The 20,690-nt window shown below is 72.7% G+C and carries 15 protein-coding genes; 8 read left to right on the top strand and 7 right to left on the bottom strand.

The features are described 5' to 3' along the window. Window positions 1–231 precede the first annotated feature (231 nt). Window positions 232–1,677, bottom strand: a complete 1,446-nt coding sequence (locus AB0J12_RS37185; protein ID WP_363269175.1) for an MFS transporter — start codon at window positions 1,675–1,677, stop codon at window positions 232–234. Window positions 1,678–1,789: 112 nt separating this feature from the next. Between AB0J12_RS37185 and AB0J12_RS37180 the strand changes: the two genes are divergently transcribed. Next, the gene (locus AB0J12_RS37180; protein WP_363269174.1) at window positions 1,790–2,254 is read left to right on the top strand and encodes a MarR family transcriptional regulator; all 465 of its coding nucleotides are present in this window, start codon (window positions 1,790–1,792) and stop codon (window positions 2,252–2,254) included. Between the two features lie 19 nt (window positions 2,255–2,273). Here the strand turns inward: AB0J12_RS37180 and AB0J12_RS37175 are convergent, their stop codons facing one another. Continuing rightward, window positions 2,274–2,999, bottom strand: a complete 726-nt coding sequence (locus AB0J12_RS37175; RefSeq protein WP_363269173.1) for a VWA domain-containing protein — start codon at window positions 2,997–2,999, stop codon at window positions 2,274–2,276. A 148-nt stretch (window positions 3,000–3,147) separates the two neighbouring features. Between AB0J12_RS37175 and AB0J12_RS37170 the strand changes: the two genes are divergently transcribed. Next, window positions 3,148–4,071: a rhomboid family intramembrane serine protease gene (locus tag AB0J12_RS37170; RefSeq protein WP_363269172.1), complete on the top strand. Its 924-nt coding sequence runs from the start codon at window positions 3,148–3,150 to the stop codon at window positions 4,069–4,071. A gap of 156 nt (window positions 4,072–4,227) precedes the next feature. Here AB0J12_RS37170 and AB0J12_RS37165 read toward each other — a convergent pair whose 3' ends face one another. The 3 genes from AB0J12_RS37165 to AB0J12_RS37155 all read right to left on the bottom strand — a co-directional run bounded on the left by AB0J12_RS37165 (window position 4,228) and on the right by AB0J12_RS37155 (window position 11,429). After that, a complete protein-coding gene (locus tag AB0J12_RS37165) occupies window positions 4,228–5,691 on the bottom strand; it encodes a glutamate synthase subunit beta (RefSeq protein WP_363269171.1) in 1,464 nt (487 codons plus the stop codon). Further along, the gene (gltB, locus tag AB0J12_RS37160; RefSeq protein WP_363269169.1) at window positions 5,684–10,291 is read right to left on the bottom strand and encodes a glutamate synthase large subunit; all 4,608 of its coding nucleotides are present in this window, start codon (window positions 10,289–10,291) and stop codon (window positions 5,684–5,686) included. Before gltB ends, AB0J12_RS37165 begins: the two co-directional genes overlap by 8 nt. Window positions 10,292–10,697: 406 nt before the next feature. Continuing rightward, window positions 10,698–11,429: a VIT1/CCC1 transporter family protein gene (locus tag AB0J12_RS37155; RefSeq protein WP_363269168.1), complete on the bottom strand. Its 732-nt coding sequence runs from the start codon at window positions 11,427–11,429 to the stop codon at window positions 10,698–10,700. Between the two features lie 254 nt (window positions 11,430–11,683). Between AB0J12_RS37155 and AB0J12_RS37150 the strand changes: the two genes are divergently transcribed. From AB0J12_RS37150 to AB0J12_RS37125, 6 genes are all read left to right on the top strand, one after another. After that, entirely contained in the window at window positions 11,684–12,934 is a 1,251-nt protein-coding gene (locus AB0J12_RS37150) for an ADP-ribosylglycohydrolase family protein (protein WP_363269167.1), read from the top strand. Continuing rightward, on the top strand, window positions 12,931–14,046 hold the full coding sequence (locus AB0J12_RS37145; RefSeq protein ID WP_363269166.1) for an ADP-ribosylglycohydrolase family protein: 1,116 nt from the start codon (window positions 12,931–12,933) through the stop codon (window positions 14,044–14,046). The genes AB0J12_RS37150 and AB0J12_RS37145 overlap by 4 nt, the downstream gene beginning before the upstream one ends. Before the next feature lie 8 nt (window positions 14,047–14,054). Beyond that, window positions 14,055–15,233, top strand: a complete 1,179-nt coding sequence (locus tag AB0J12_RS37140; RefSeq protein ID WP_363269165.1) for an ADP-ribosylglycohydrolase family protein — start codon at window positions 14,055–14,057, stop codon at window positions 15,231–15,233. Continuing rightward, entirely contained in the window at window positions 15,221–16,576 is a 1,356-nt protein-coding gene (locus AB0J12_RS37135; protein ID WP_363269163.1) for an ADP-ribosylglycohydrolase family protein, read from the top strand. Before AB0J12_RS37140 ends, AB0J12_RS37135 begins: the two co-directional genes overlap by 13 nt. A 26-nt stretch (window positions 16,577–16,602) precedes the next feature. Further along, entirely contained in the window at window positions 16,603–17,793 is a 1,191-nt protein-coding gene (locus tag AB0J12_RS37130) for a CoA transferase (RefSeq protein ID WP_363269178.1), read from the top strand. Window positions 17,794–17,897: 104 nt separating this feature from the next. Next, the gene (locus AB0J12_RS37125; RefSeq protein WP_363269177.1) at window positions 17,898–18,704 is read left to right on the top strand and encodes a CoA ester lyase; all 807 of its coding nucleotides are present in this window, start codon (window positions 17,898–17,900) and stop codon (window positions 18,702–18,704) included. 59 nt (window positions 18,705–18,763) lie between these two features. Here AB0J12_RS37125 and lgt read toward each other — a convergent pair whose 3' ends face one another. Beyond that, on the bottom strand, window positions 18,764–19,750 hold the full coding sequence (lgt, locus tag AB0J12_RS37120) for a prolipoprotein diacylglyceryl transferase (protein WP_363269162.1): 987 nt from the start codon (window positions 19,748–19,750) through the stop codon (window positions 18,764–18,766). Window positions 19,751–19,876: 126 nt separating this feature from the next. Next, window positions 19,877–20,653, bottom strand: a complete 777-nt coding sequence (locus tag AB0J12_RS37115) for a thioredoxin domain-containing protein (RefSeq protein ID WP_363269160.1) — start codon at window positions 20,651–20,653, stop codon at window positions 19,877–19,879. Window positions 20,654–20,690: the final 37 nt, after the last annotated feature.

The following is a 20,690-nucleotide window of genomic DNA, read 5'->3' as shown; positions in this document are numbered from 1 at the left end:
GGTCCGGCCGCCCGTTTCCGACGAGGGGCGCCCTGTGCCGGTGCCGGCCGCTGCGGGCGGACACCCCCCACCCCGTCCCCTTCCCGCCGTACGCGAGTGCACCACGCCGTGGCGCGCGCCTTCAGCGAGCTGCGGGCGGCCGCCTCACGGGTGGGCAGGGGGTCCCCCTGCTCGAAGGGCCGGCCCCGGCTGACGGTGGCCGGCCAACGCCGGGCACCGGATACCGCACCGTCACCCCTCCCCCGTCACCGCCCGGCGCGGCAGCGCGACCGTCAGGGTTGCGCAGGCGATGAACGTCGCCGTGACCCAGGGCATCGCCGTGGTGAGGGCGTCGGTCAGGCCGTGGGTGGTGTGGCCGAAGAACACCGTGCCGATCGCCGCCGCGCCCAGCGCGCCCCCGAACTGCTGGGCCGTGGAGAAGATGCCGGACGCGCCGCCGGCGAGGTCGGCCGGTACGGCGGACAGGACCACGTTGACCAGGGGCACGACGAGGAAGCCGAGGCCGGCGCCGGCCATGAGGAGGCCGGGGACCAGCGGCCACGCACCCGTGTGCGTGCCGGAGGCGTCCGTGACGGCCGCCCAGACCCAGCCGAAGCCGCCGGCCATCATCAGCGCGCCCGCGCCCAGCACCACCCGGCCGTACTTCACCGCGAGGGAGTCCGCGACGGGCGCGGTGAGGAAGCCGCCGGCCGAGAAGGCCACCGTCACCAGTCCGGCCTGCATCGGCGTGTAGCGCTCCGCGGCCTGCAGCCAGATCGCGAAGACCAGGAAGAAGCCCTGCATGCCGATGGAGAAGAGGAGTTGGACCAGGACGCCGAAGGAGAACGCGGGGAGTTTGAAGGCGCGGGCCGGGAGGAGGGGGGTGATGTGGGTCGTGCGGCGGCGCTCCTCGGCGATCGCGAGCGCCGCGACCGCGCAGACGCCCGCGGCCAGGCACAGCCAGCCCCACAGCGGCCAGCCGTTCTCGCGGCCCTGTACCAGCGGCAGCACGATCGCCACCAGGCCGGCCGCGAGGAGCACGCTGCCGAAGACGTCGGGGCGTCCGGCCGAGCGCTCCTTCGTGGGCGGCACCAGCAGCAGACCGCCGATGAACGTCGCCACCGCGATGGGCACGTTCACGAGGAACACCGAGCGCCAGCCCCAGCCGAACAGGTCGGCGTCGGTCAGCAGGCCGCCCAGCAGCAGGCCCACCGCGGAGGCGAAGCCGGACACCGCGCCGTACATCCCGAAGGCGGCGCCGCGCTCCTCGCCGGCGAAGAGGGTGCGGAACGAGCCGATCACCTGGGGGACGAGGACGGCTGCCATGACGCCCTGCACGGCGCGTGCGGTGATCAGCTGGTCCGGCGACTGAGCGATGCCGCAGGCCAGGCTCGCCAGGCCGAAGCCCGCGGTGCCGGCGAGGAACAGGCCGCGGCGGCCGTAGCGGTCGCCGAGGTGGCCGGAGACGATCAGCGTGGCGCCGAAGCCGAGCAGGTAGGCCGAGACCAGCCATTGGAGATCTCCGGCCGAGGCATGGAGGTCGCGGCCGATGGAGGGGACGGCGACGTTGACGATGGTGACGTCGAGGAGGTCCATCAGGGCGGCGGTCATCATCACGACGGCGGCCGCCCAGCGGCGGGGGTGGGGCTGCGAGGTGGTGGTGGGTGGGGGTGTGGTCAGGGACGGTGAGTTGGACATGGTCGCTCCCCGGATTGATTATTTCGTTCGGACTAACGAAAGAGTTGCAGGGGTGTCGGGGTGAGCGCAAGTCATTCGTTCGGGCGAACTAAATTTTTAGTAGGGTGGGAGCATGTCGGACGAGAAGCGCGCGGAGACTCTGGGACGGCTCATGGCCGTCGGCCGTGAGCACAGCGGCGTCACGGTGATGTTCCACTCGGCGATCGCCGCCAAGCAGGGGCTGAACGCGACCGAGGAGAAGACCCTCGACCTGCTGGAGCGGCACGGCCCGCTCACCGCCAAGGACCTCGCGCGGCTGACCGGGCTGGCCCCCGCCTCCGTCACCGGGCTGGTGGACCGCCTGGAGTCCAAGGGGTTCGCCCGGCGCGTCAAGCACCCCACGGACAAGCGCCGGGTGCTGGTGGAGCTGAACGCGGACCGGGTCGGTGAGCTCGCCGTGTTCTTCGAGGACTGGGCCCGGGACATCGTCGAGGCGTGCGAGGAGTTCAGCACCGAGGAACTGGACACCGTCGTGCGGTTCCTGGCGGTGATGGCGGAGCGCCAGCGCGCTGCGGCGGCCCGGCTCACCGGTTCCTGAGGGAGCGCCAGGGGCCTGATCAGGCCGGGCGCACGATGCCCTGGGCGCGGGCGGCCGCCAGCCACTGCGGGAACTCCCCCACCAGCCGGTCGTACAGCTCGGCGTCGGAGACCGTGCGCGGGTTTGTGCCGGCGGGGAAGAAGCCGGCGTTGTCGACCGCCCGCCTGTCCGGTACGGCGAGGTCGTCGAGCTTGCGCAGGAAGTCGAACTGCTTGCTGTGCGGGTCGCCGAACCCGACGAACTGCCAGAACAGCGGCAGCCGCGCCGCCTTGCACAGGTAGCGCTCCGCGGCGAGCTTGTCGGTCGGGCCGCCGTCGGTCTGGAAGACCACCAGGGCGGGGTCCTTGGCGCCGCTGTCGAGGTAGTGGTCGATGACGGCGTCCATCGCCGAGTGGTAGCTCGTCCTGCCCATGTGGCCGAGTCCGGCCACGATCCGGTCGATCCGGCCCTGGTGGTCGGCGAGCGCGATGTCGGTGACGGCGTCGACGTCCGTGGAGAAGAAGACGACCGGCACGCTGCCGTCGTCGTCGAGGTGCGCGGACAGGCCCAGTACGCGGTCGGCGAGCGCCTGCACGCTGCCGTCCCGGTAGTACGGCTTCATGGAGCCCGAGTGGTCGACCACGAGGTAGACGGCCGCCCTCAGGCCGTCCAGGCCGTGCTTGGTGAGCGAGATCCCGGCGTTCTTGTAGAGGCTGACCAGCGCGGGTGCGCTCTCCTCCACCTTGGTCAGACTGATCGCGGCCACGCGCTTCTCCCCCTCGGCTTCGTGGTTCCGGTGGGGCGAGGGTATGTCACGCGCGCCCCTGGCATCCCGCCCTCCACAGGCGTTCGTTATTTTGTTCGCCGCCGTCCCCACCGGCTCACCGTCCGTCCCATCTCTGTGAGGAGCCGGCGTGGAACCCGAGTCCACCGTCACCACCTGCTACCGCCACCCCAAGGTGGAGTCCTACGTCCGCTGCACCCGCTGCGAGAGGTTCATCTGCCCGGACTGCATGCGCGAGGCGGCGGTGGGCCACCAGTGCGTGGAGTGCGTGAAGGAGGGCGCGCGCTCGGTGCGGCAGGCCCGTACGGTCGTGGGCGGCCGGGTGCCCGCGGCGCCGGTGCTCACCTGCGTGCTGATCGGGCTGAACGTGCTCGCGTATCTGGGCGAGCTGGTGCGGCCGGGGATCGTGGAGCGGTTCTCGATGCTCGGGGCCCGGCTGGTCGGCCCGGACGGCGGCTACTACGTCTACGACAGCGGCTTCCCGGGCGGCTACCACGCCCAGGGTGTCGTGGCCGGCGAGTGGGAGCGGCTGCTGACCGGCGCGTTCCTGCATCTGCCGCCGACCGAGGGCGCGTTCGGGATCGCCCACATCGTGATGAACATGTTCGCGCTGTGGCAGATCGGCCGCGTCGCGGAGGCGCTGCTCGGCCGGGTCCGCTATCTGGCGCTGTATCTGCTGTCCGCGCTCGGCGGTTCGGTGCTGGAACTGCTCATCGCCGACCCGGCGACCGAGTCGGTGGGCGCCTCGGGTGCCGTCTTCGGGCTCGGCGCGGCGTACTACGTCCTGGCCCGGCGCATGGGCGGCGACCCCGGGCAGGTCAACCGGTTCATGGGGATGCTGCTGCTGTGGATGCTGGTCTCCGCCGGTCTGACGTCCTGGCAGGGCCACCTCGGCGGCCTGCTGACCGGCGGTGCGCTGACCCTGGCGTACGCCTACGCGCCCCGCAACCGCTACCGCGCCCTGGTTCAGGCGGGCGCCTGTGTGGCGCTGCTGGCGCTGCTCGCGCTGTGCGCGTGGGGCAAGTTCGTCGAGCTGACGTCGGTCACGGCGTGAGGGTGATCGGAGGGACACCCCGGGCCCGGGCGGAGTCGTGCCGGGTGCCGTAGGTGTGCGGAGAAAGGCGACGGCGCCTGCCCAGGGTCCGGTCGGGGACAGGGCAGGCGCCGTCTGTGTTCCGCACGCCGTTGTACGGGACGTTCTTAAGGGCCGTCAGACCGCCAGGGCGCGGTCCGTCGGGCGGATCGGGGCCGGCAGGTCGCTGGCTCCGGTCAGGTGGCGGTCGACGCCGCGGGCGGCCGAGCGGCCCTCCGCGATCGCCCACACGATCAGGGACTGGCCACGGCCGGCGTCACCGGCGACGAAGACACCGGGGACGTTCGTCTGGAAGTCGGCGTCGCGGGCGATGTTACCGCGTTCGTCGAGGTCCAGGCCGAACTGCTCCACCAGGCCGTTGTCCCGGTCGGTGCCGGTGAAGCCCATCGCGAGGGTGACCAGCTGGGCCGGGATCTTGCGCTCGGTGCCCGGCTTGGAGGTCAGCTTGCCGTCGACGAACTCGACTTCACTCAGGTGCAGCCACTGCACGTTGCCGTCCTCGTCGCCCTCGAAGTGGGTGGTGGAGGCGGCGTAGATCCGCTCGCCGCCCTCTTCGTGGGCCGAGGTGACCTTGTACAGGATCGGGAAGGTCGGCCACGGCTGGTTCGTCGGGTGCCGCTCCTCGCTGGGGCGGGGCATGATCTCCAGCTGCGTGACGGAGGCCGCGCCCTGGCGGTGGGCGGTGCCCACGCAGTCGGCACCGGTGTCGCCGCCGCCGATGACGACGACGTGCTTGCCCTCGGCGGAGATCGGGGGCGCCACGAAGTCGCCCTCCTGGACCTTGTTCGCCAGGGGCAGGTACTCCATGGCCTGGTAGATGCCCTTGAGCTCTCGGCCCGGCACCGGCAGGTCGCGCGCGGTGGTGGCGCCCACGGCCAGCACGACCGCGTCGTACCGCTTCTTCAGGTCCGTGGCCTTCAGGTCGCGGCCGATCTCGATGCCGGTGCGGAAGCGGGTGCCCTCCGCGCGCATCTGCTCGATACGGCGGTTGATGTGCCGCTTCTCCATCTTGAACTCGGGGATGCCGTAGCGGAGGAGACCTCCGACGCGGTCCGCGCGCTCGTAGACGGCGACGGTGTGGCCGGCCCGGGTGAGCTGCTGGGCGGCGGCCAGGCCCGCGGGGCCCGAGCCGACGACGGCGACGGTCTTGCCGGACAGGCGCTCGGGGATCTGGGGGGCGACGTCCCCGGTCTCCCACGCCTTGTCGATGATCGAGACCTCGACGTTCTTGATGGTGACCGGCGGCTGGTTGATGCCGAGCACGCACGCCGACTCGCAGGGAGCCGGGCACAGGCGGCCGGTGAACTCCGGGAAGTTGTTGGTGGCGTGCAGACGCTCCTGCGCGGCCGACCAGTCCTCGCGGTAGGCGTAGTCGTTCCACTCGGGGATGAGGTTCCCGAGCGGACAGCCGTTGTGGCAGAACGGGATGCCGCAGTCCATGCAGCGGCTGGCCTGCTTGCTGATGATCGGCAGCAGGGAGCCGGGGACGTAGACCTCGTTCCAGTCCTTGACGCGCTCTTCGGCCGGACGGGACTTGGCGACCTCGCGGCCGTGGTTCAAAAAGCCCTTCGGGTCAGCCATTGATCGCCGCCTCCATCATCTTCTCGGTGATCTCGGTCTCCGACAGACCGGCTCGCTCGGCGGCGTCCTTGGCGGCGAGCACTGCCTTGTACGTGCTGGGGATGATCTTGCTGAAGCGCTCGACGGCGGTGTCCCAATCGGCCAGGAGCTTCGCGGCGACGGTGGAGCCGGTCTCCTCCTGGTGGCGGCGCACGACGTCGTGCAGCCACTGCTTGTCCGTCTCGTCCAGCGCCTCGACCGCGTCGATGTTGCCGACGTTGACGTTGTCGCGGTCCAGGTCGATGACGTACGCGATGCCACCGGACATGCCGGCCGCGAAGTTGCGGCCCGTCTCGCCGAGGACGACGGCGTGACCGCCCGTCATGTACTCGCAGCCGTGGTCGCCCACGCCCTCGGAGACGACCAGCGCACCGGAGTTGCGCACGCAGAAGCGTTCGCCGGTCTTGCCACGCAGGAACATCTCGCCGCCGGTCGCGCCGTAGCCGATGGTGTTGCCGGCGATGACGCTGTACTCGGCGAGGTGGTCGGCGCCCCGGTCCGGGCGGACGACGATCCGGCCGCCGGACAGGCCCTTGCCGACGTAGTCGTTGGCGTCGCCCTCCAGGCGCAGCGTGACACCGCGCGGCACGAAGGCGCCGAAGGACTGGCCGGCGGAGCCGGTGAAGGTGATGTCGATGGTGTCGTCGGGCAGACCCGCACCGCCGAACTTCTTCGTCACCTCGTGGCCGAGCATGGTGCCGACCGTGCGGTTGATGTTGCGGATGGCGACCTGGGCGCGGACCGGCTGTGCGTCCGTCGCGCTCCCGGCGGCCAGCGCGTCGGCGGCCAGCTTGATCAGCTCGTTGTCGAGGGCCTTCTCCAGGCCGTGGTCCTGGGCGATGACCTGGTGGCGGACCGCGCCCTGGGGCAGCTCGGGCACGTGGAACAGCGGGTAGAGGTCCAGGCCCTGGGCCTTCCAGTGGTCCACCGCGCGCTCGACGTCCAGCACCTCGGCGCGGCCGACGGCCTCCTCGATGGAACGGAAGCCCAGCTCGGCGAGCAGCTCGCGGACCTCCTGCGCGATGAACCGGAAGAAGTTCACCACGTGCTCGGCCTTGCCGGCGAAGCGGTCGCGCAGCACCGGGTTCTGGGTGGCGATGCCGACCGGGCAGGTGTCCAGGTGGCACACGCGCATCATCACGCAGCCGGAGACGACGAGCGGAGCGGTCGCGAAACCGAACTCCTCGGCGCCCAGCAGCGCGGCGATGACCACGTCACGGCCGGTCTTGAGCTGGCCGTCGGTCTGCACGACGATCCGGTCGCGCAGGCCGTTGAGCAGCAGGGTCTGCTGGGTCTCGGCGAGGCCGAGCTCCCAGGGACCGCCGGCGTGCTTGAGCGAGGTCAGCGGGGAAGCGCCCGTGCCGCCGTCGTGGCCGGAGATCAGCACGACGTCCGCATGCGCCTTGGACACACCGGCCGCGACCGTGCCGACGCCGACCTCGGAGACCAGCTTGACGTGAATCCGCGCCTGCGGGTTCGCGTTCTTCAGGTCGTGGATCAGCTGGGCGAGGTCCTCGATGGAGTAGATGTCGTGGTGCGGCGGCGGGGAGATCAGGCCGACACCCGGCGTCGAGTGACGGGTCTTGGCGACCCACGGGTAGACCTTGTGGCCGGGCAGCTGGCCGCCCTCGCCGGGCTTGGCGCCCTGGGCCATCTTGATCTGGATGTCGTCCGCGTTGACCAGGTACTCGGAGGTCACGCCGAAGCGGCCGGAGGCCACCTGCTTGATCGCCGAGCGGCGCGCCGGGTCGTACAGGCGCTCCGGGTCCTCGCCGCCCTCACCGGTGTTGGACTTGCCGCCCAGCTGGTTCATGGCGATGGCGAGGGTCTCGTGCGCCTCCTGCGAGATGGAGCCGTACGACATGGCGCCCGTGGAGAAGCGCTTGACGATCTCGGAGACGGGCTCGACCTCGTCGATCGGGATCGGTCCGCGGCCGGACTTGAAGCCGAACAGGCCGCGCAGCGTCATCAGGCGCTCGGACTGCTCGTTCACGCGGTCCGTGTACTTCTTGAAGATGTCGTAGCGGCCGGTGCGCGTGGAGTGCTGGAGGCGGAAGACCGTCTCCGGGTCGAACAGGTGCGGCTCGCCCTCGCGGCGCCACTGGTACTCGCCGCCGATCTCCAGCGCGCGGTGCGCCGGGGCGATGCCCGAGGCCGGGTAGGCCTTGGCGTGGCGGGCGGCGACCTCCTTGGCGATGACGTCGATGCCGACGCCGCCGATCTTGGTGGTGGTGCCGTTGAAGTACTTCTCGACGAAGGTCTCGTCCAGGCCGACGGCCTCGAAGACCTGGGCGCCGCGGTAGGAGGCGACGGTGGAGATGCCCATCTTGGACATGACCTTCAGCACGCCCTTGCCGAGGGCGTAGATCAGGTTCTTGATGGCCTTCTCGGGCTCCAGGCCGTTGAGGAAGGTGCCCGCGCGCAGCAGGTCCTCGACCGACTCCATCGCCAGGTAGGGGTTGACGGCGGCGGCGCCGTAGCCGATGAGCAGGGCGACGTGGTGGACCTCGCGGACGTCGCCGGCCTCGACCAGCAGGCCCACCTGGGTGCGCTGCTTGGTGCGGATGAGGTGGTGGTGGACGGCCGAGGTGAGCAGCAGCGACGGGATCGGCGCGTGCTCGGCGTCCGAGTGGCGGTCCGAGAGGACGATCAGGCGAGCGCCGTTCTCTATGGCGGCGTCGGCCTCGGCGCAGATCTCGTCGATGCGGGCGGCCAGGGCCTCGCCGCCGCCGTGCACCCGGTACAGGCCGGAGAGGGTCGCGGCCTTGAAGCCGGGCATGTCGCCGTCGGCGTTGATGTGGATGAGCTTGGCCAGCTCGTCGTTGTCGATCACCGGGAAGGGCAGGGTGACCGAGCGGCACGAGGCGGCCGTCGGCTCCAGCAGGTTGCCCTCGGGGCCCAGCGAAGAGCGCAGGGAGGTGACCAGTTCCTCGCGGATGGCGTCCAGCGGAGGGTTGGTGACCTGTGCGAACAGCTGGGTGAAGTAGTCGAAGAGCAGGCGCGGGCGCTCGGACAGGGCCGCGATCGGGCTGTCGGTGCCCATGGAGCCGATCGGCTCGGCGCCGGCGCGGGCCATCGGGGCGAGGATGACGCGCAGCTCCTCCTCGGTGTAACCGAAGGTCTGCTGGCGGCGGGTGACCGAGGCGTGGGTGTGGACGATGTGCTCGCGCTCGGGCAGGTCGCCCAGCTCGATCTCACCGGTCTCCAGCCACTCGGCGTACGGATTCTCGGCGGCGAGCTGCGCCTTGATCTCGTCGTCCTCGACGATGCGGTGCTCGGCGGTGTCGACGAGGAACATCCGGCCGGGCTGCAGGCGGCCCTTGCGGACGACCTTCGCGGGGTCGATGTCGAGGACGCCGACCTCGGAGCCGAGGACGACGAGGCCGTCGTCGGTGACCCAGTAGCGGCCGGGGCGCAGACCGTTGCGGTCGAGCACGGCGCCGACCTGGGTGCCGTCGGTGAAGGTGACGCAGGCGGGGCCGTCCCAGGGCTCCATCATCGTGGAGTGGAACTGGTAGAAGGCGCGCCGGGCCGGGTCCATGGAGTCGTGGTTCTCCCACGCCTCGGGGATCATCATCAGCACGGAGTGCGGCAGCGAACGGCCGCCGAGGTGCAGGAGTTCGAGCACTTCGTCGAAGGACGCGGAGTCGGAGGCGTCGGGCGTACAGACCGGGAAGATCCGCTCGAGGGTCTTCCCGGAGGAGCCGAACAGGTCCGAGACCAGCTGCGACTCGCGGGCGCGCATCCAGTTGCGGTTGCCCTTGACGGTGTTGATCTCACCGTTGTGGGCGACGAAGCGGTAGGGGTGCGCGAGCGGCCACGACGGGAAGGTGTTCGTGGAGAAGCGCGAGTGGACGAGCGCGATCGCGGAGGCGAAGCGGCGGTCGGACAGGTCCGGGAAGAAGGGCTCGAGCTGGCCGGTGGTCAGCATGCCCTTGTAGACGATGGTCCGCGCGGAGAGCGACGGGAAGTAGACGCCCGCCTCGCGCTCGGCGCGCTTGCGCAGCACGAACGCCTTGCGGTCCAGGGCGATGCCCGTGGCAGGTACTGCGGCGCCGTCGGTGACGAAGAGCTGGCGGAAGAGGGGCATGGTGGAGCGGGCGGTGGCGCCCAGCAGCTCCGGGGCGACCGGGACCTCGCGCCAGCCGAGGACGGTCAGGCCCTCGTCGGCGGCGATCGTCTCGATCTGTGAGACGGCGTCGGCGGCGCCGTCCTCCGGGAGGAAGGCGATGCCGGCGGCGTAGGCACCGGCCTCGGGCAGCTCGAATCCGGCCACCTCGCGGAAGAACGCGTCGGGGACCTGGGAGAGGATGCCCGCGCCGTCGCCCGAGTCGGGCTCGGAGCCGGTGGCACCGCGGTGCTCCAGGTTGCGCAGGACCGTCAGGGCCTGCTCGACCAGCGTGTGGGACGCCTCGCCGGTGAGGGTGGCGACGAAGCCGACGCCGCAGGCGTCGTGCTCGTTGCGGGGGTCGTACATACCCTGCGCAGCAGGGCGAGCATCCATGAAGGACCAGTTCGAGCGGTCCGTGGAATGCTGGGACGGCTGGCGCGGCGTACGCATCGGCTCTCCCGTCGTCGTCAAGTGGCTGGGGGCACCTCCCAGGCCTTCAGGCTCTGGGGGAGCAAGTGCCGAGGGACGACGTTGGCCCTCTGCGTGTCTCAAAATTTCGTGCAGGTTACATGATGGAGCGGTTCTCGGGAACCGGATACTCCGTTCCAACATGCGGACGCCGCGCGGGTGCTCGGGCGGGGGGTGACGCGACCCTGCGGCGGAAAGTATGGGGCCCGGCACGGACAGATCGGTGTCCGTCGGACCGGTGACCGGGACGGGCGTCGTCGCACGCCCCGGGGGGCGCGCCGCAGGCCTCATTGCCCACAGCGCGTACGGCTCATGCCCCGCGGTCACACTGCCGAAACCAGCGGGTAATGGAGAACTTATGCGGCCCATCGCATAAGTACCAGCCGCGTCATCCTACGGCCGTTCCGAACAGGCTGCCCAGGGCGTACGTCACACCGGCCGCGGCACCACCCAGGACAAGCTGGCGCAAACCGCTGTACCACCAGCTGCGCGCGGTCACCTTGGCGACCACCGCACCACAGGCGAACAGCCCGAACAGCGCGAGCAGCAGGGCCGGCCACAGCACGGTCGCGCCGAGCAGATACGGCGCCACGGGCAGCAGGGCACCAAGCGCGAAGGAACCGAACGAGGACACGGCCGCGACCAGCGGCGACGGCAGATCGCCCGGGTCGATGCCCAGCTCCTCGCGGGCGTGGATCTCCAGCGCCTGCTCGGGGTCCTTCGACAGCTGCCGGGCGACCTCGCGGGCCAGCTCCGGCTCCACGCCCCGCGCCTGGTACAGGGCGGCCAGCTCCGCCTCCTCGTCCGCGGGGTGCTTGCGCAGCTCGCGGCGCTCGACGTCCAGTTCGGCCTCGACCAGCTCACGCTGGGAGGCGACCGAGGTGTACTCGCCGGCCGCCATCGAGAAGGCGCCGGCGGCCAGGCCCGCGAGCCCGGTCAGCACGATTGTGTGCTGACCGACGGAGCCGCCCGCGACACCGGTCATCAGGGCCAGGTTGGAGACCAGTCCGTCCATCGCACCGAAGACGGCGGGGCGCAGCCACCCTCCGTTGACGTCACGGTGGGTGTGGTTGTCGCGGTGCGCCTCGTGCAGCGCCGCCCGGGTCTCGATGATGGCCATTGCGGTCCCCCAAGAAAGCTAAGGCAAAGCTAAGTCTGGATAGATTCCAACTTCCGACAACGCCAAATCTATGCCAGGTGATTCCCTCGCCGCCAGCAAGGAAAGGCTGGGCTAACCTGCGGTTTTGCCCGCCGCCCGATGACAGCCGACCGGGTGACACCGGGCCCGCACGCGCGGGGCGTGACGTCCGCCGTGGCACACCTGACGCAAGGGGCTGCACGCCCTCGACGGGACTGTCGGGAGGTGACGCCGTCATGGCCTCGATCCGTGAGCGGGCCCGTGGCGCCCTGCTCGGCCTGGCCGTGGGCGACGCCCTCGGGGCGCCCGCGGAGAACCTCAAGCCCTCCGAGATCCGCGCCCGCTGGGGCCGCATCACCGGATTCGTCGCCGCCGAGCCGGCCGGCACCGACGACACCGAGTACGCGATCTTCTCCGGACTGCTGCTGGTCCGGCACGGCTCGGCCCTGACCCCGGCCGATGTGGAGGCGGCCTGGCACGAGTGGATCGCCGACCGCGCCGAAGGCCCCTTCCGCGGCGCGGGGTTCAGCGAGCGCGGCACCCTGGAGAACCTGCGCCGGGGCCTGGCAGCGCCCATCTCCGCCCAGCACCGGCACGCCTGGAGCGACGGGCTCGCCATGCGCGCGGCGGCGTCCGGGGTGCACGCCGCGGGCCGCCCGGCGGAGGCGGCACGGCTCGCCGCGATCGACGGCTCGGTCAGCCACGAGGGCGAGGGCATCTACGGCGGCCAGGCGGTCGCGGCCGGGGTCGCGGCGGCGATGGGCGGTGCCGCGCCGGAGGCGGTGGTCGCGGCCGCGCTCACCGTCGTACCGGACGACTCCTGGACGGCTCGCTCCCTGCGGCGCGCGGTCATCGCCGCCCACCGCGGTGAACGCGCGGTGCGCACCGCCGTCGTCATCGGCGGCTACCCCTGGACCGACCTCGCCCCCGAGGCGGTCGCCCTCGCCTTCGGCGCGTACGCGGCGGCCGACGGCGACTTCCGCGACGCGGTGCTCACCGCCGTCAACATGGGGCGCGACGCGGATACGACGGCGGCGGTGGCCGGCGCTCTGGCGGGCGCGACGCAGGGAGTGGCGGCGATCCCGGCCGACTGGGCGGCGGGGATCGGCCCGGCCCGGGGCAGCTGCCTGCCGGCGATGAAGGGGCGGCATGTGCTGGAGGTGGCGGACCTGCTGGTGGAGGTCGCCTCTCCGGGGGCGGGCGGGGACGAGGAGGCCGAGAGGACCGCGCAGGCCGGGGAACCCGGCGCGTGGGCGGCGCGGGTCGTGGTGCCGGACCTCGTCCCGGACACGGTGCCGGACTATGTCCCCGAGAAGGTGCCGCACTACGGCCCCGACAAGGTGCTGGACGAGGTGCGCGGCTCCCTCGCGCCCGCCTCTCCCCCGGCCGAGCCGGCCGGCGGAGGGGCGCCGCCCCGCGGGTCCCGGGCGCCGAACCCTCTCGTACCGGCGATGGATCCCGGTGAGCCCGACGAGGTGAAGCCGTGACGCGCCGTATCGAAGGACTGCTCCTCGGGCTCGCCGCCGGAGACGCGGCCGGATGGCCCGCCGCCCGGCACCGCGCCGCGCGGATGCCGGAGTGGACCCGGCGGCTCACCCGCGAGCTGGACACCTTCGCCGAGCAGAACGCCACGACCACCCTGCCCGTCCCCATCTCCCTCAACCAGCCGCCGGAGCCACTGCGCCTCGGCCCCTCCGACGACGCCGAGTGGGCGGCGTTCGCCGCCGAGGCGGTGCTGCGGGCCGGTGACGACCACGCCCTCGGCGACCTCAGCCGGGAACGCCGGGTGCGCACCGCGCTGGACCTGACCTGGACCGCCGTGGCCGCCGAGGTCGCCGCCGCCGCGGAGCGCGCCGCCGAGATCGAGTCCGCCGTCCTGCCCCTGCGCGCCCGTATCTCCGTGCGCGCGGGCCTCGGCAACCTGGCCGCCGGACTGCGCCCGCCCGCCACCGGACACGACAACCCGCACTACTTCGACGACGCGGCCTGCGTGCGCGCCTGCGTCCTGGCCGCCGCCCACGTCGGCGACTCCCGAGCCGCCGCCGACCTCGCCGAGTTCGACGCCCGCTACACCCAGGACGGCGACGGCGTGCACGGCGCCCGGGCGATGGCGGCGGCCCTCGCGCTGGCCCTGACCGGCGCCGACACCGGCACCTGCGTGACCGCCGCCCTCGGCGAACTCCCCCCGGACACCGAGATCGGCCGCAACGCCCGGCACGCGCTCGCCCTCGCGCGCGACGCCGGCAGTGCCTTCGCGCTGGTCCCGCCGCTGGAGCACCAGATCGTCGACCACGTCTACAGCTACGGCATCGCCGCCGCCGAGACCGTGCCGGTCGCCCTCGCGCTGGCCAGCGCCGCGGACGGCCGCATCGCCGTCGCCGTGCCGGCGGCCGCCTGTCTGTCCCGGGTCGCGGACTCCGCCCCGGCTCTCACCGGCGCCCTCACCGGCGCGCTCGGCGGTGCGGAGGCGATCCCGGAGACCTGGCGCGCCGCCTGCCGCACCCTCACCGGCTGCGCCCTGCCCCGTCTGACCGGCACCGACCTGGTGGAACTCGCCGAGCTGCTGGAAGCCGCGCAACCGGCCCTGCCGGGAGGATGATTCGGCACATGACGCCCAAAGGAGAAGAAAGCCCAGGGCCCGTGGCCCTGGCGGAGCGGATCACCGGGGCCCTCGTCGGCGCCGCCGTCGGTGACGCCCTCGGCGGCCCGGTCGAGGGCTACTCCCCCGACCAGATCACCGAACGTCACGGCGGCCGCATCCACGGCATCGTCGGCCCCTGGCACGGCGACGCCTGGCGCACCGCCCGCCCCCTCGCGCCGTACCACAAGGGCGACGGGCACGTCACGGACGACACCCTGATGACCCACGCACTGGTCAGGGTGTACGCCACGGTCCGCGACCACCTGGACGCCTACGCGGTCGCCGACCACCTGGTCCCGGACCTGATGACCACCCCGCGCTGGATCCCGGAGCTGGAGGCGGAGGCGCTGCCCCTGCAGCGGATCTTCCTCGCCGAGAAGTGGCTGGTCGCCCGACTGCACTACGGCCATGTCGACCCCCGCGAGGCCGGCGTCGGCAACCTCGTGAACTGCGGCGCCGCGATGTACATGGCCCCGGTCGGCCTGGTCAACGCGGCGAACCCGGCCGCCGCGTACGCCGAGGCGCTGGACGTGGCGGGCGCCCACCAGTCGTCGTACGGCCGGGAGGCGGCCGGTGTCTTCGCCGCGGCCGTGGCGGCGGCCTGCGCTCCGGGCGCGACACCGGAGTCCGTGGTCCGCGCCTGCCTGGGCCTGGCCAAGGACGGCACCCGGGCGGCGATCGAGGCGGTGTGCGAAGTCGCCGCCCGGTACACCGACTTCGAGTCGGCGCTCGCCCCGCTGCGGGCGGCCGTCGCCCCGTACGACACCGTGGGCCCCGACTACCGCTCCCCCTCGCTGGGCGCCCGCCGCCCGTCCCGGCTGCACGCGATCGAGGAACTGCCCGTCGCGCTGGGGATGGTGCTGGTCGCGCGCGGCGACTACCGGCACGCGGTGCTCGGCGCGGTGAACTACGGCCGCGACTGCGACTCCATCGCGACGATGGCGGGCGCGCTGGCCGGCGCCCTCGGCTCCCCGGTCCCGGAAGACTGGGCGAAGACGGTCGCCGAGGCCAGCCGCCTCGACCTGTGGGAGCCGGCCCGCGCCCTCACCGAGGTCGCCCGGGAGGTCTTCCGGCGGGACGTGGAGCGCCGGCGCGCCCACGAGGAGGCGTTCGCGCGGCTCGGAGGCGCCGGATGCGCCGACTGACCTGGGTCCAGCCCGAGGACCTGATCGGCCACGAGCTGCGCCAGGCGGCGCTGGACGGCCGCGAGCCGAAGGCGATCGCGGCGCGCTGGCGGGCGGCCGGCGGCCCGGACGCCCCCGAGCGGGCCGGGGCCTCCCCGCAGCGCGCCTCCCGCTATCTGCGGCAGCTCGCCGGGGACCTGCTGGACGAACTCGCCGATCTGCCCAGTCGGCTGGACGAGCCGACCGACCTGGAGCGGATCGGACGGCTCTGCCCCGACTGGCCCGCCCCCGCACCCCGTACGCCCCTCACCGCGGAACGGCTGGAGGCCGCCTGGCTCGGCCGGGCCGCCGGCTGCCTGCTCGGCAAGCCCGTCGAGAAACTCCCGCTCGACGGCATCCGCGCGCTCGCCCAGGCGGTCGGCAACTGGCCGCTGAGCACGTGGTTCACCGCCCGCGGTGTCCCCGCCGAACTGCTCGCGGCGCACCCGTGGAACCGCCGCTCGGCCGCCACCTCCCTGGCCGAGACCATCGAGGGCATGCCCGAGGACGACGACCTCAACTACCCTTTGCTGAACCTGCTGTTGCTCCAGCGTCACGGCCGCGCCTTCACCACCGCCGACGTCGCCGGCCTCTGGCTGGACGAACTGGCGCCCGGCCGGGTCTTCACCGCCGAGCGCATCGCCCTGCGCAACCTGCTGCTCGGCCTCGAACCGCCGGAGACCGCCCGCCACCGCAACCCCTTCCGCGAGTGGATCGGCGCGGTGATCCGCGCCGATGTGCACGGCTGGACCAACCCCGGCGACCCGGCGGGCGCCGCCGCACAGGCCCACCGCGACGCCATCCTCAGCCACACCGCGAACGGCGTGTACGCGGCGATGTTCACCGCGGCCACCCTCGCCGCGGCCGCCTCCGGCGCCCAGGACGTGCACGCCTGCCTGCGCACCGGTCTCACGGTGGTCCCGCCCGGCTCCCGGCTGGCGAAGGCGGTCCGGCACGCGGTGCAACTCGCCCACGAGCACGCCGACTTCGACACCGTCGTCGACCGTCTCCACGCCCGTTACGCCTCCACCCACCACTGGGTGCACGCCCTGCCCAACACCGCGCTGACCGCCGCAGCCCTCACCCACGCCGACGGGGACTTCGCCGGGTCCGTCTGCCGGGCGGTGTCGGGCGGCCTGGACACCGACTCCAACGGCGCCACGGCCGGCAGCGTCGCCGGACTGCTCGCCGGTTCCCCCGCCGCGCTGCCCGACCGCTTCACGGCCCCGCTGAAGAACCGGCTCGCCACCTCCGTCGGCGGCTTCGACGGCATCGGCTTCGACGCCCTGGCCCACCTCACGCACCGGGAGGCATCCCGTCCATGACCGACGCCCCGGGAGCCATCCCGTCCATGACCGAGGCCCCGCTCACCGGTCTGCGTGTGCTGGACCTCGCCACCCTCTTCGCCGGGCCCCTCGCGGCCACCTTCCTGGGCGACTTCGGCGCGGAGGTGATCAAGGTCGAGCACCCGGCGAAACCCGACCCGTCCCGCGGCCACGGCCCCGCGAAGGACGGGATCGGCCTGTGGTGGAAAGTGCTCGGCCGCAACAAGCGCACCCTCACCCTCGACCTGTCCACCCCGGGCGGCCGCACCACCCTGCTGCGCCTGGCCGCCGGCGCCGACGTGATCGTGGAGAACTTCCGCCCCGGCACCCTGGAGAAGTGGGACCTCGGCTGGGAGGAGCTGTCCGCCGCCAACCCGCGGCTGGTCCTCGCCCGGGTCACCGCCTTCGGCCAGTTCGGCCCTTACGCCCACCGGCCCGGCTTCGGCACGCTCGCCGAGGCCATGAGCGGCTTCGCCGCGATCACCGGCGAACCGGGCACCCCGCCCACGCTCCCGCCGTTCGGGCTGGCCGACTCCATCGCCGCGCTCGCCACCGCCTACGCGGTGATGACCGCGCTGGCCGCGAGGGAGCGCACCGGCGCCGGACAGGTCGTCGACATGGCGATCATCGAGCCGATCCTGACCGTCCTCGGCCCCCACCCGACCTGGTACGACCAGCTCGGATACGTCCAGGAACGCACCGGCAACCGCTCCGCCAACAACGCCCCGCGCAACACCTACCGCACCGCCGACGGCACCTGGGTGGCCGTCTCCACCTCCGCCCAGTCGGTCGCGGAGCGGGTGATGGAGCTGGTCGGCCGCCCCGAGCTGATCGACGAGCCGTGGTTCGCCACCGGCGACGGCCGCGCCCGCCACGCCGGCCTGCTCGACGAGGCGGTCGGGCGGTGGATCGCCGCCCGACCCCGCGAGGAGGTCCTCGCCGCCTTCGACAAGGCGGAGGCGGCGATCGCCCCCGTGCAGGACGTACGGGAGGTGATGACCGACCCGCAGTACCAGGCACTGTCCACGATCACCACCGTCGACGACCCGGAGCTGGGCCCGCTGCGCATGCAGAACGTCCTGTTCCGGCTGTCCGCCACACCCGGCGCGATCGGCTGGGCCGGCCGCCCGCACGGCGCCGACACCGACGCCGTCCTCACCGAGCTGGGTCTGACCGCGGCCGAGGTGGCCGCGCTGCGCGCCGAGGGCGCCGTATGACGCGCCCGCCGCGCGCCCCGTCCGCCGCTTCCTCACCGGCCGCTTCCGCGCCGGCCGCGTCCCCGCGCACCGGTTTGCCGCGCACCGGTTTCCCGCTCACCTGGATGTACGCCCCCGGTGACCGGCCGCGGGTCGTCGCCAAGGCGCTCGGCTGCGGGGCCGACGTGGTGGTGGTCGACCTGGAGGACGCGGTCGCCCCCGACCGCAAGGAGTACGCCCGCGCCGCCACCGCCGACCTCCTCACCGAGCGGCAGCCGGTGCCGGTGCACGTGCGGATCAACGCCCTGGACGGCCCGCTCGCCGCGGCCGACCTGCGAGCCCTCGCCCCTCTGCCGGGGGTGGCGGGGCTGCGGCTGCCGAAGGTCGGCGGGCCCGAGCAGATCGTGCGGGTCGCCGAGCGCGCGGTGACCGCGGACGGCGGGGCGTTGCCGCTGTACGCCCTCCTGGAGTCGGCGCTCGGCGTCGAGCACGCCCACGCCATCGCGACCGCTCACCGTGCCGTGTGCGGCATCGCGCTGGGCGAGGCCGATCTGCGGGCCGATCTGGGGGTGCGGGACGACGCCGGGCTGGACTGGCCGCGCTCCCGGGTGGTCGTCGCCGCGCGGGCGGCGGGGCTGCCACCGCCGGCCCAGTCCGTGCACCCCGACATCCGCGACCTGGACGGCCTCGCCGCGAGCTGCGCCCACGGCCGTGCTCTGGGCTTCTTCGGACGCGCCGCGATCCACCCGCGCCAGCTCCCGGTGATCGAACGGGCCTATCTGCCGACCCCGGCGGAGATCGAGGACGCGGAGGCGGTGATCAAGGCGGCGGCCGCCCACCCGGGCGCTCACGCCTTCCCCGACGGCCGCTTCATCGACGCCGCGGCGGTGACCGCGGCTCACCGCACACTGGATCTGGCCCGCCGCCCCTGAGATGCCGAAGGGCGCCCGGAAGATTCCGGGCGCCCCTTATGGCGGTACGACGCGAAGCGTCACGACTTCTTGGTCGCGGACCCCGCCTCGTCCTTCGCCTCGTCGCTCACCGAAGTCTTCGCCACAGCGTCGGGCTCGGCCTCGGACGTGGTCCCGGCCTTGTCCGCCGCGGCCTCCCCGGCCGCGCCGTCACCGCGGGGCACCTCGTCGTCGTCGGCCGCCTCGCCGGAGGCCTGCGGTTCCACGACCGTCTCCCGGCCCGGCCGCTTCTTCGCCGACAGCACGATGTAGAGCACCGCGAGCAGGAAGACGAACAGCGCGGTCCAGTTGTTCAGCCGCAGGCCGAGGATGTGGTGCGCGTCGTCCACGCGCAGGTACTCGGTCCAGAACCGGCCCACGCAGTAGGCGGCGACATACAGCGCGAACGCGCGGCCGTGGCCCAGCTTGAAGCGGCGGTCGGCCCAGATGACGAGCAGCGCGACGCCGATGCACCACAGCGACTCGTACAGGAACGTCGGGTGGTAGGTGCCGGGCACCCGCCCGTCCGCCGAGGACGTGATCTTCAGCGCCCAGGGCAGGTCGGTCGGCTTGCCGTACAGCTCCTGGTTGAACCAGTTGCCCCAGCGGCCGATCGCCTGGGCCAGGGCGATGCCGGGGGCCACGGCGTCGGCGTACGCCGGCATCGGGATGCCCCGGCGGCGGCAGCCGATCCACGCGCCCAGCGCGCCCAGCGCGATCGCCCCCCAGATGCCGAGGCCGCCCTCCCAGATCTTGAAGGCGTCCACCCAGTCACGGCCCTCGCTGAAGTACAGCTCGTAGTCCGTGATCACGTGGTAGAGGCGTCCGCCGACCAGGCCGAACGGCACCGCCCAGACCGCGATGTCCGCGACCGTGCCGGCCCGTCCGCCCCGGGCGATCCAGCGCTTGTTGCCGAGCCAGACGGCAACGAAGACGCCGATGATGATGCAGAAGGCGTAGCCGCGCAGCGGAATGGGCCCGAGGTACAGCACCCCGCGCGACGGGCTGGGAATGAAGGCAAGTTCCATGGCAAGGTCGACGCTACCGTGCCGGACCCGGCCGACGGCAGGCACCCTGGCTACGGGTCCATAACGGGGGCGTGAGAAAACGCCGTGTGTGGCGCCGCAAGGGCCCGGGTTCCGCCGCCGCCGGTCTCAGCCCTTGGCGGCCTCCTGGACCATTTGCTTCAGCTTCGCCGGTGTCATCGTCTGGTCCTGGTAGATGTTCTTGCCGTTGAGCAGCACGGTCGGCGTGCCCTGGAAGCCGGCCTTCTGGAACGCCTGGTGCGACTTGGCCACCCAGCTGTTGTGCCTGCCGTCCTGTACGCAGGAACGGAAGGCGGGCGTGTCGAGGCCGGGGACCTTGCCGGCCAGCTCGATCAGCTTGCTGTCCTCGGCGTAGGCGTCGTCGGTCTCCTTCGGCTGGTTCGCGTACAGCACGTCGTGGTACGCGGTGAACTTGCCCGCGTCCTGGGCGCAGGCCGCGGCGTTCGCGGCGTGCCGGGAGCCGCTGCCGCCGAGGTTGCCGTCGATCAGGGTGACCAGGTGGTACTCGCCTCTGAGCAGGCCGGAGCCGGTGAGCTCGTGGATCGTGGGGCGGTACGCCGCCTCGAAGGCCTGGCAGGCCGGGCAGCGGAAGTCCTCCCAGACGACGAGCGTGGATTTGGCGCCGTCCTTGCCGACCGGGATGGCCAGGGCGTCCTTGCCCTGCGCGCCCGAGGGCGCGACGACAGGACCGGCACTGCTGGAGCCCTTGTCCTTGCCCGCGTTCGCGGCGACGACGCCGATCACCGCCGCAAGGCCCAGCACACACACGACGCTGGCCCCGATGATCAGGGCGCGCCTGCGCTTCTCGGCGGCCTTCTGCTTCTCGCGCTCGACTGCCAGCCGCTCCCTGGCGGTGCGCTTTCCGTCACGGTTCTTCTCGCTCACACCCCCAGAACGAACCGGGGAGGCGCATTGCGCCTCC

The sequence above is a fragment of the Streptomyces sp. NPDC049915 genome, from assembly GCF_040656475.1.
GTDB lineage: Bacteria > Actinomycetota > Actinomycetes > Streptomycetales > Streptomycetaceae > Streptomyces.
This window is presented reverse-complemented; position numbering and strand designations above follow the sequence as displayed.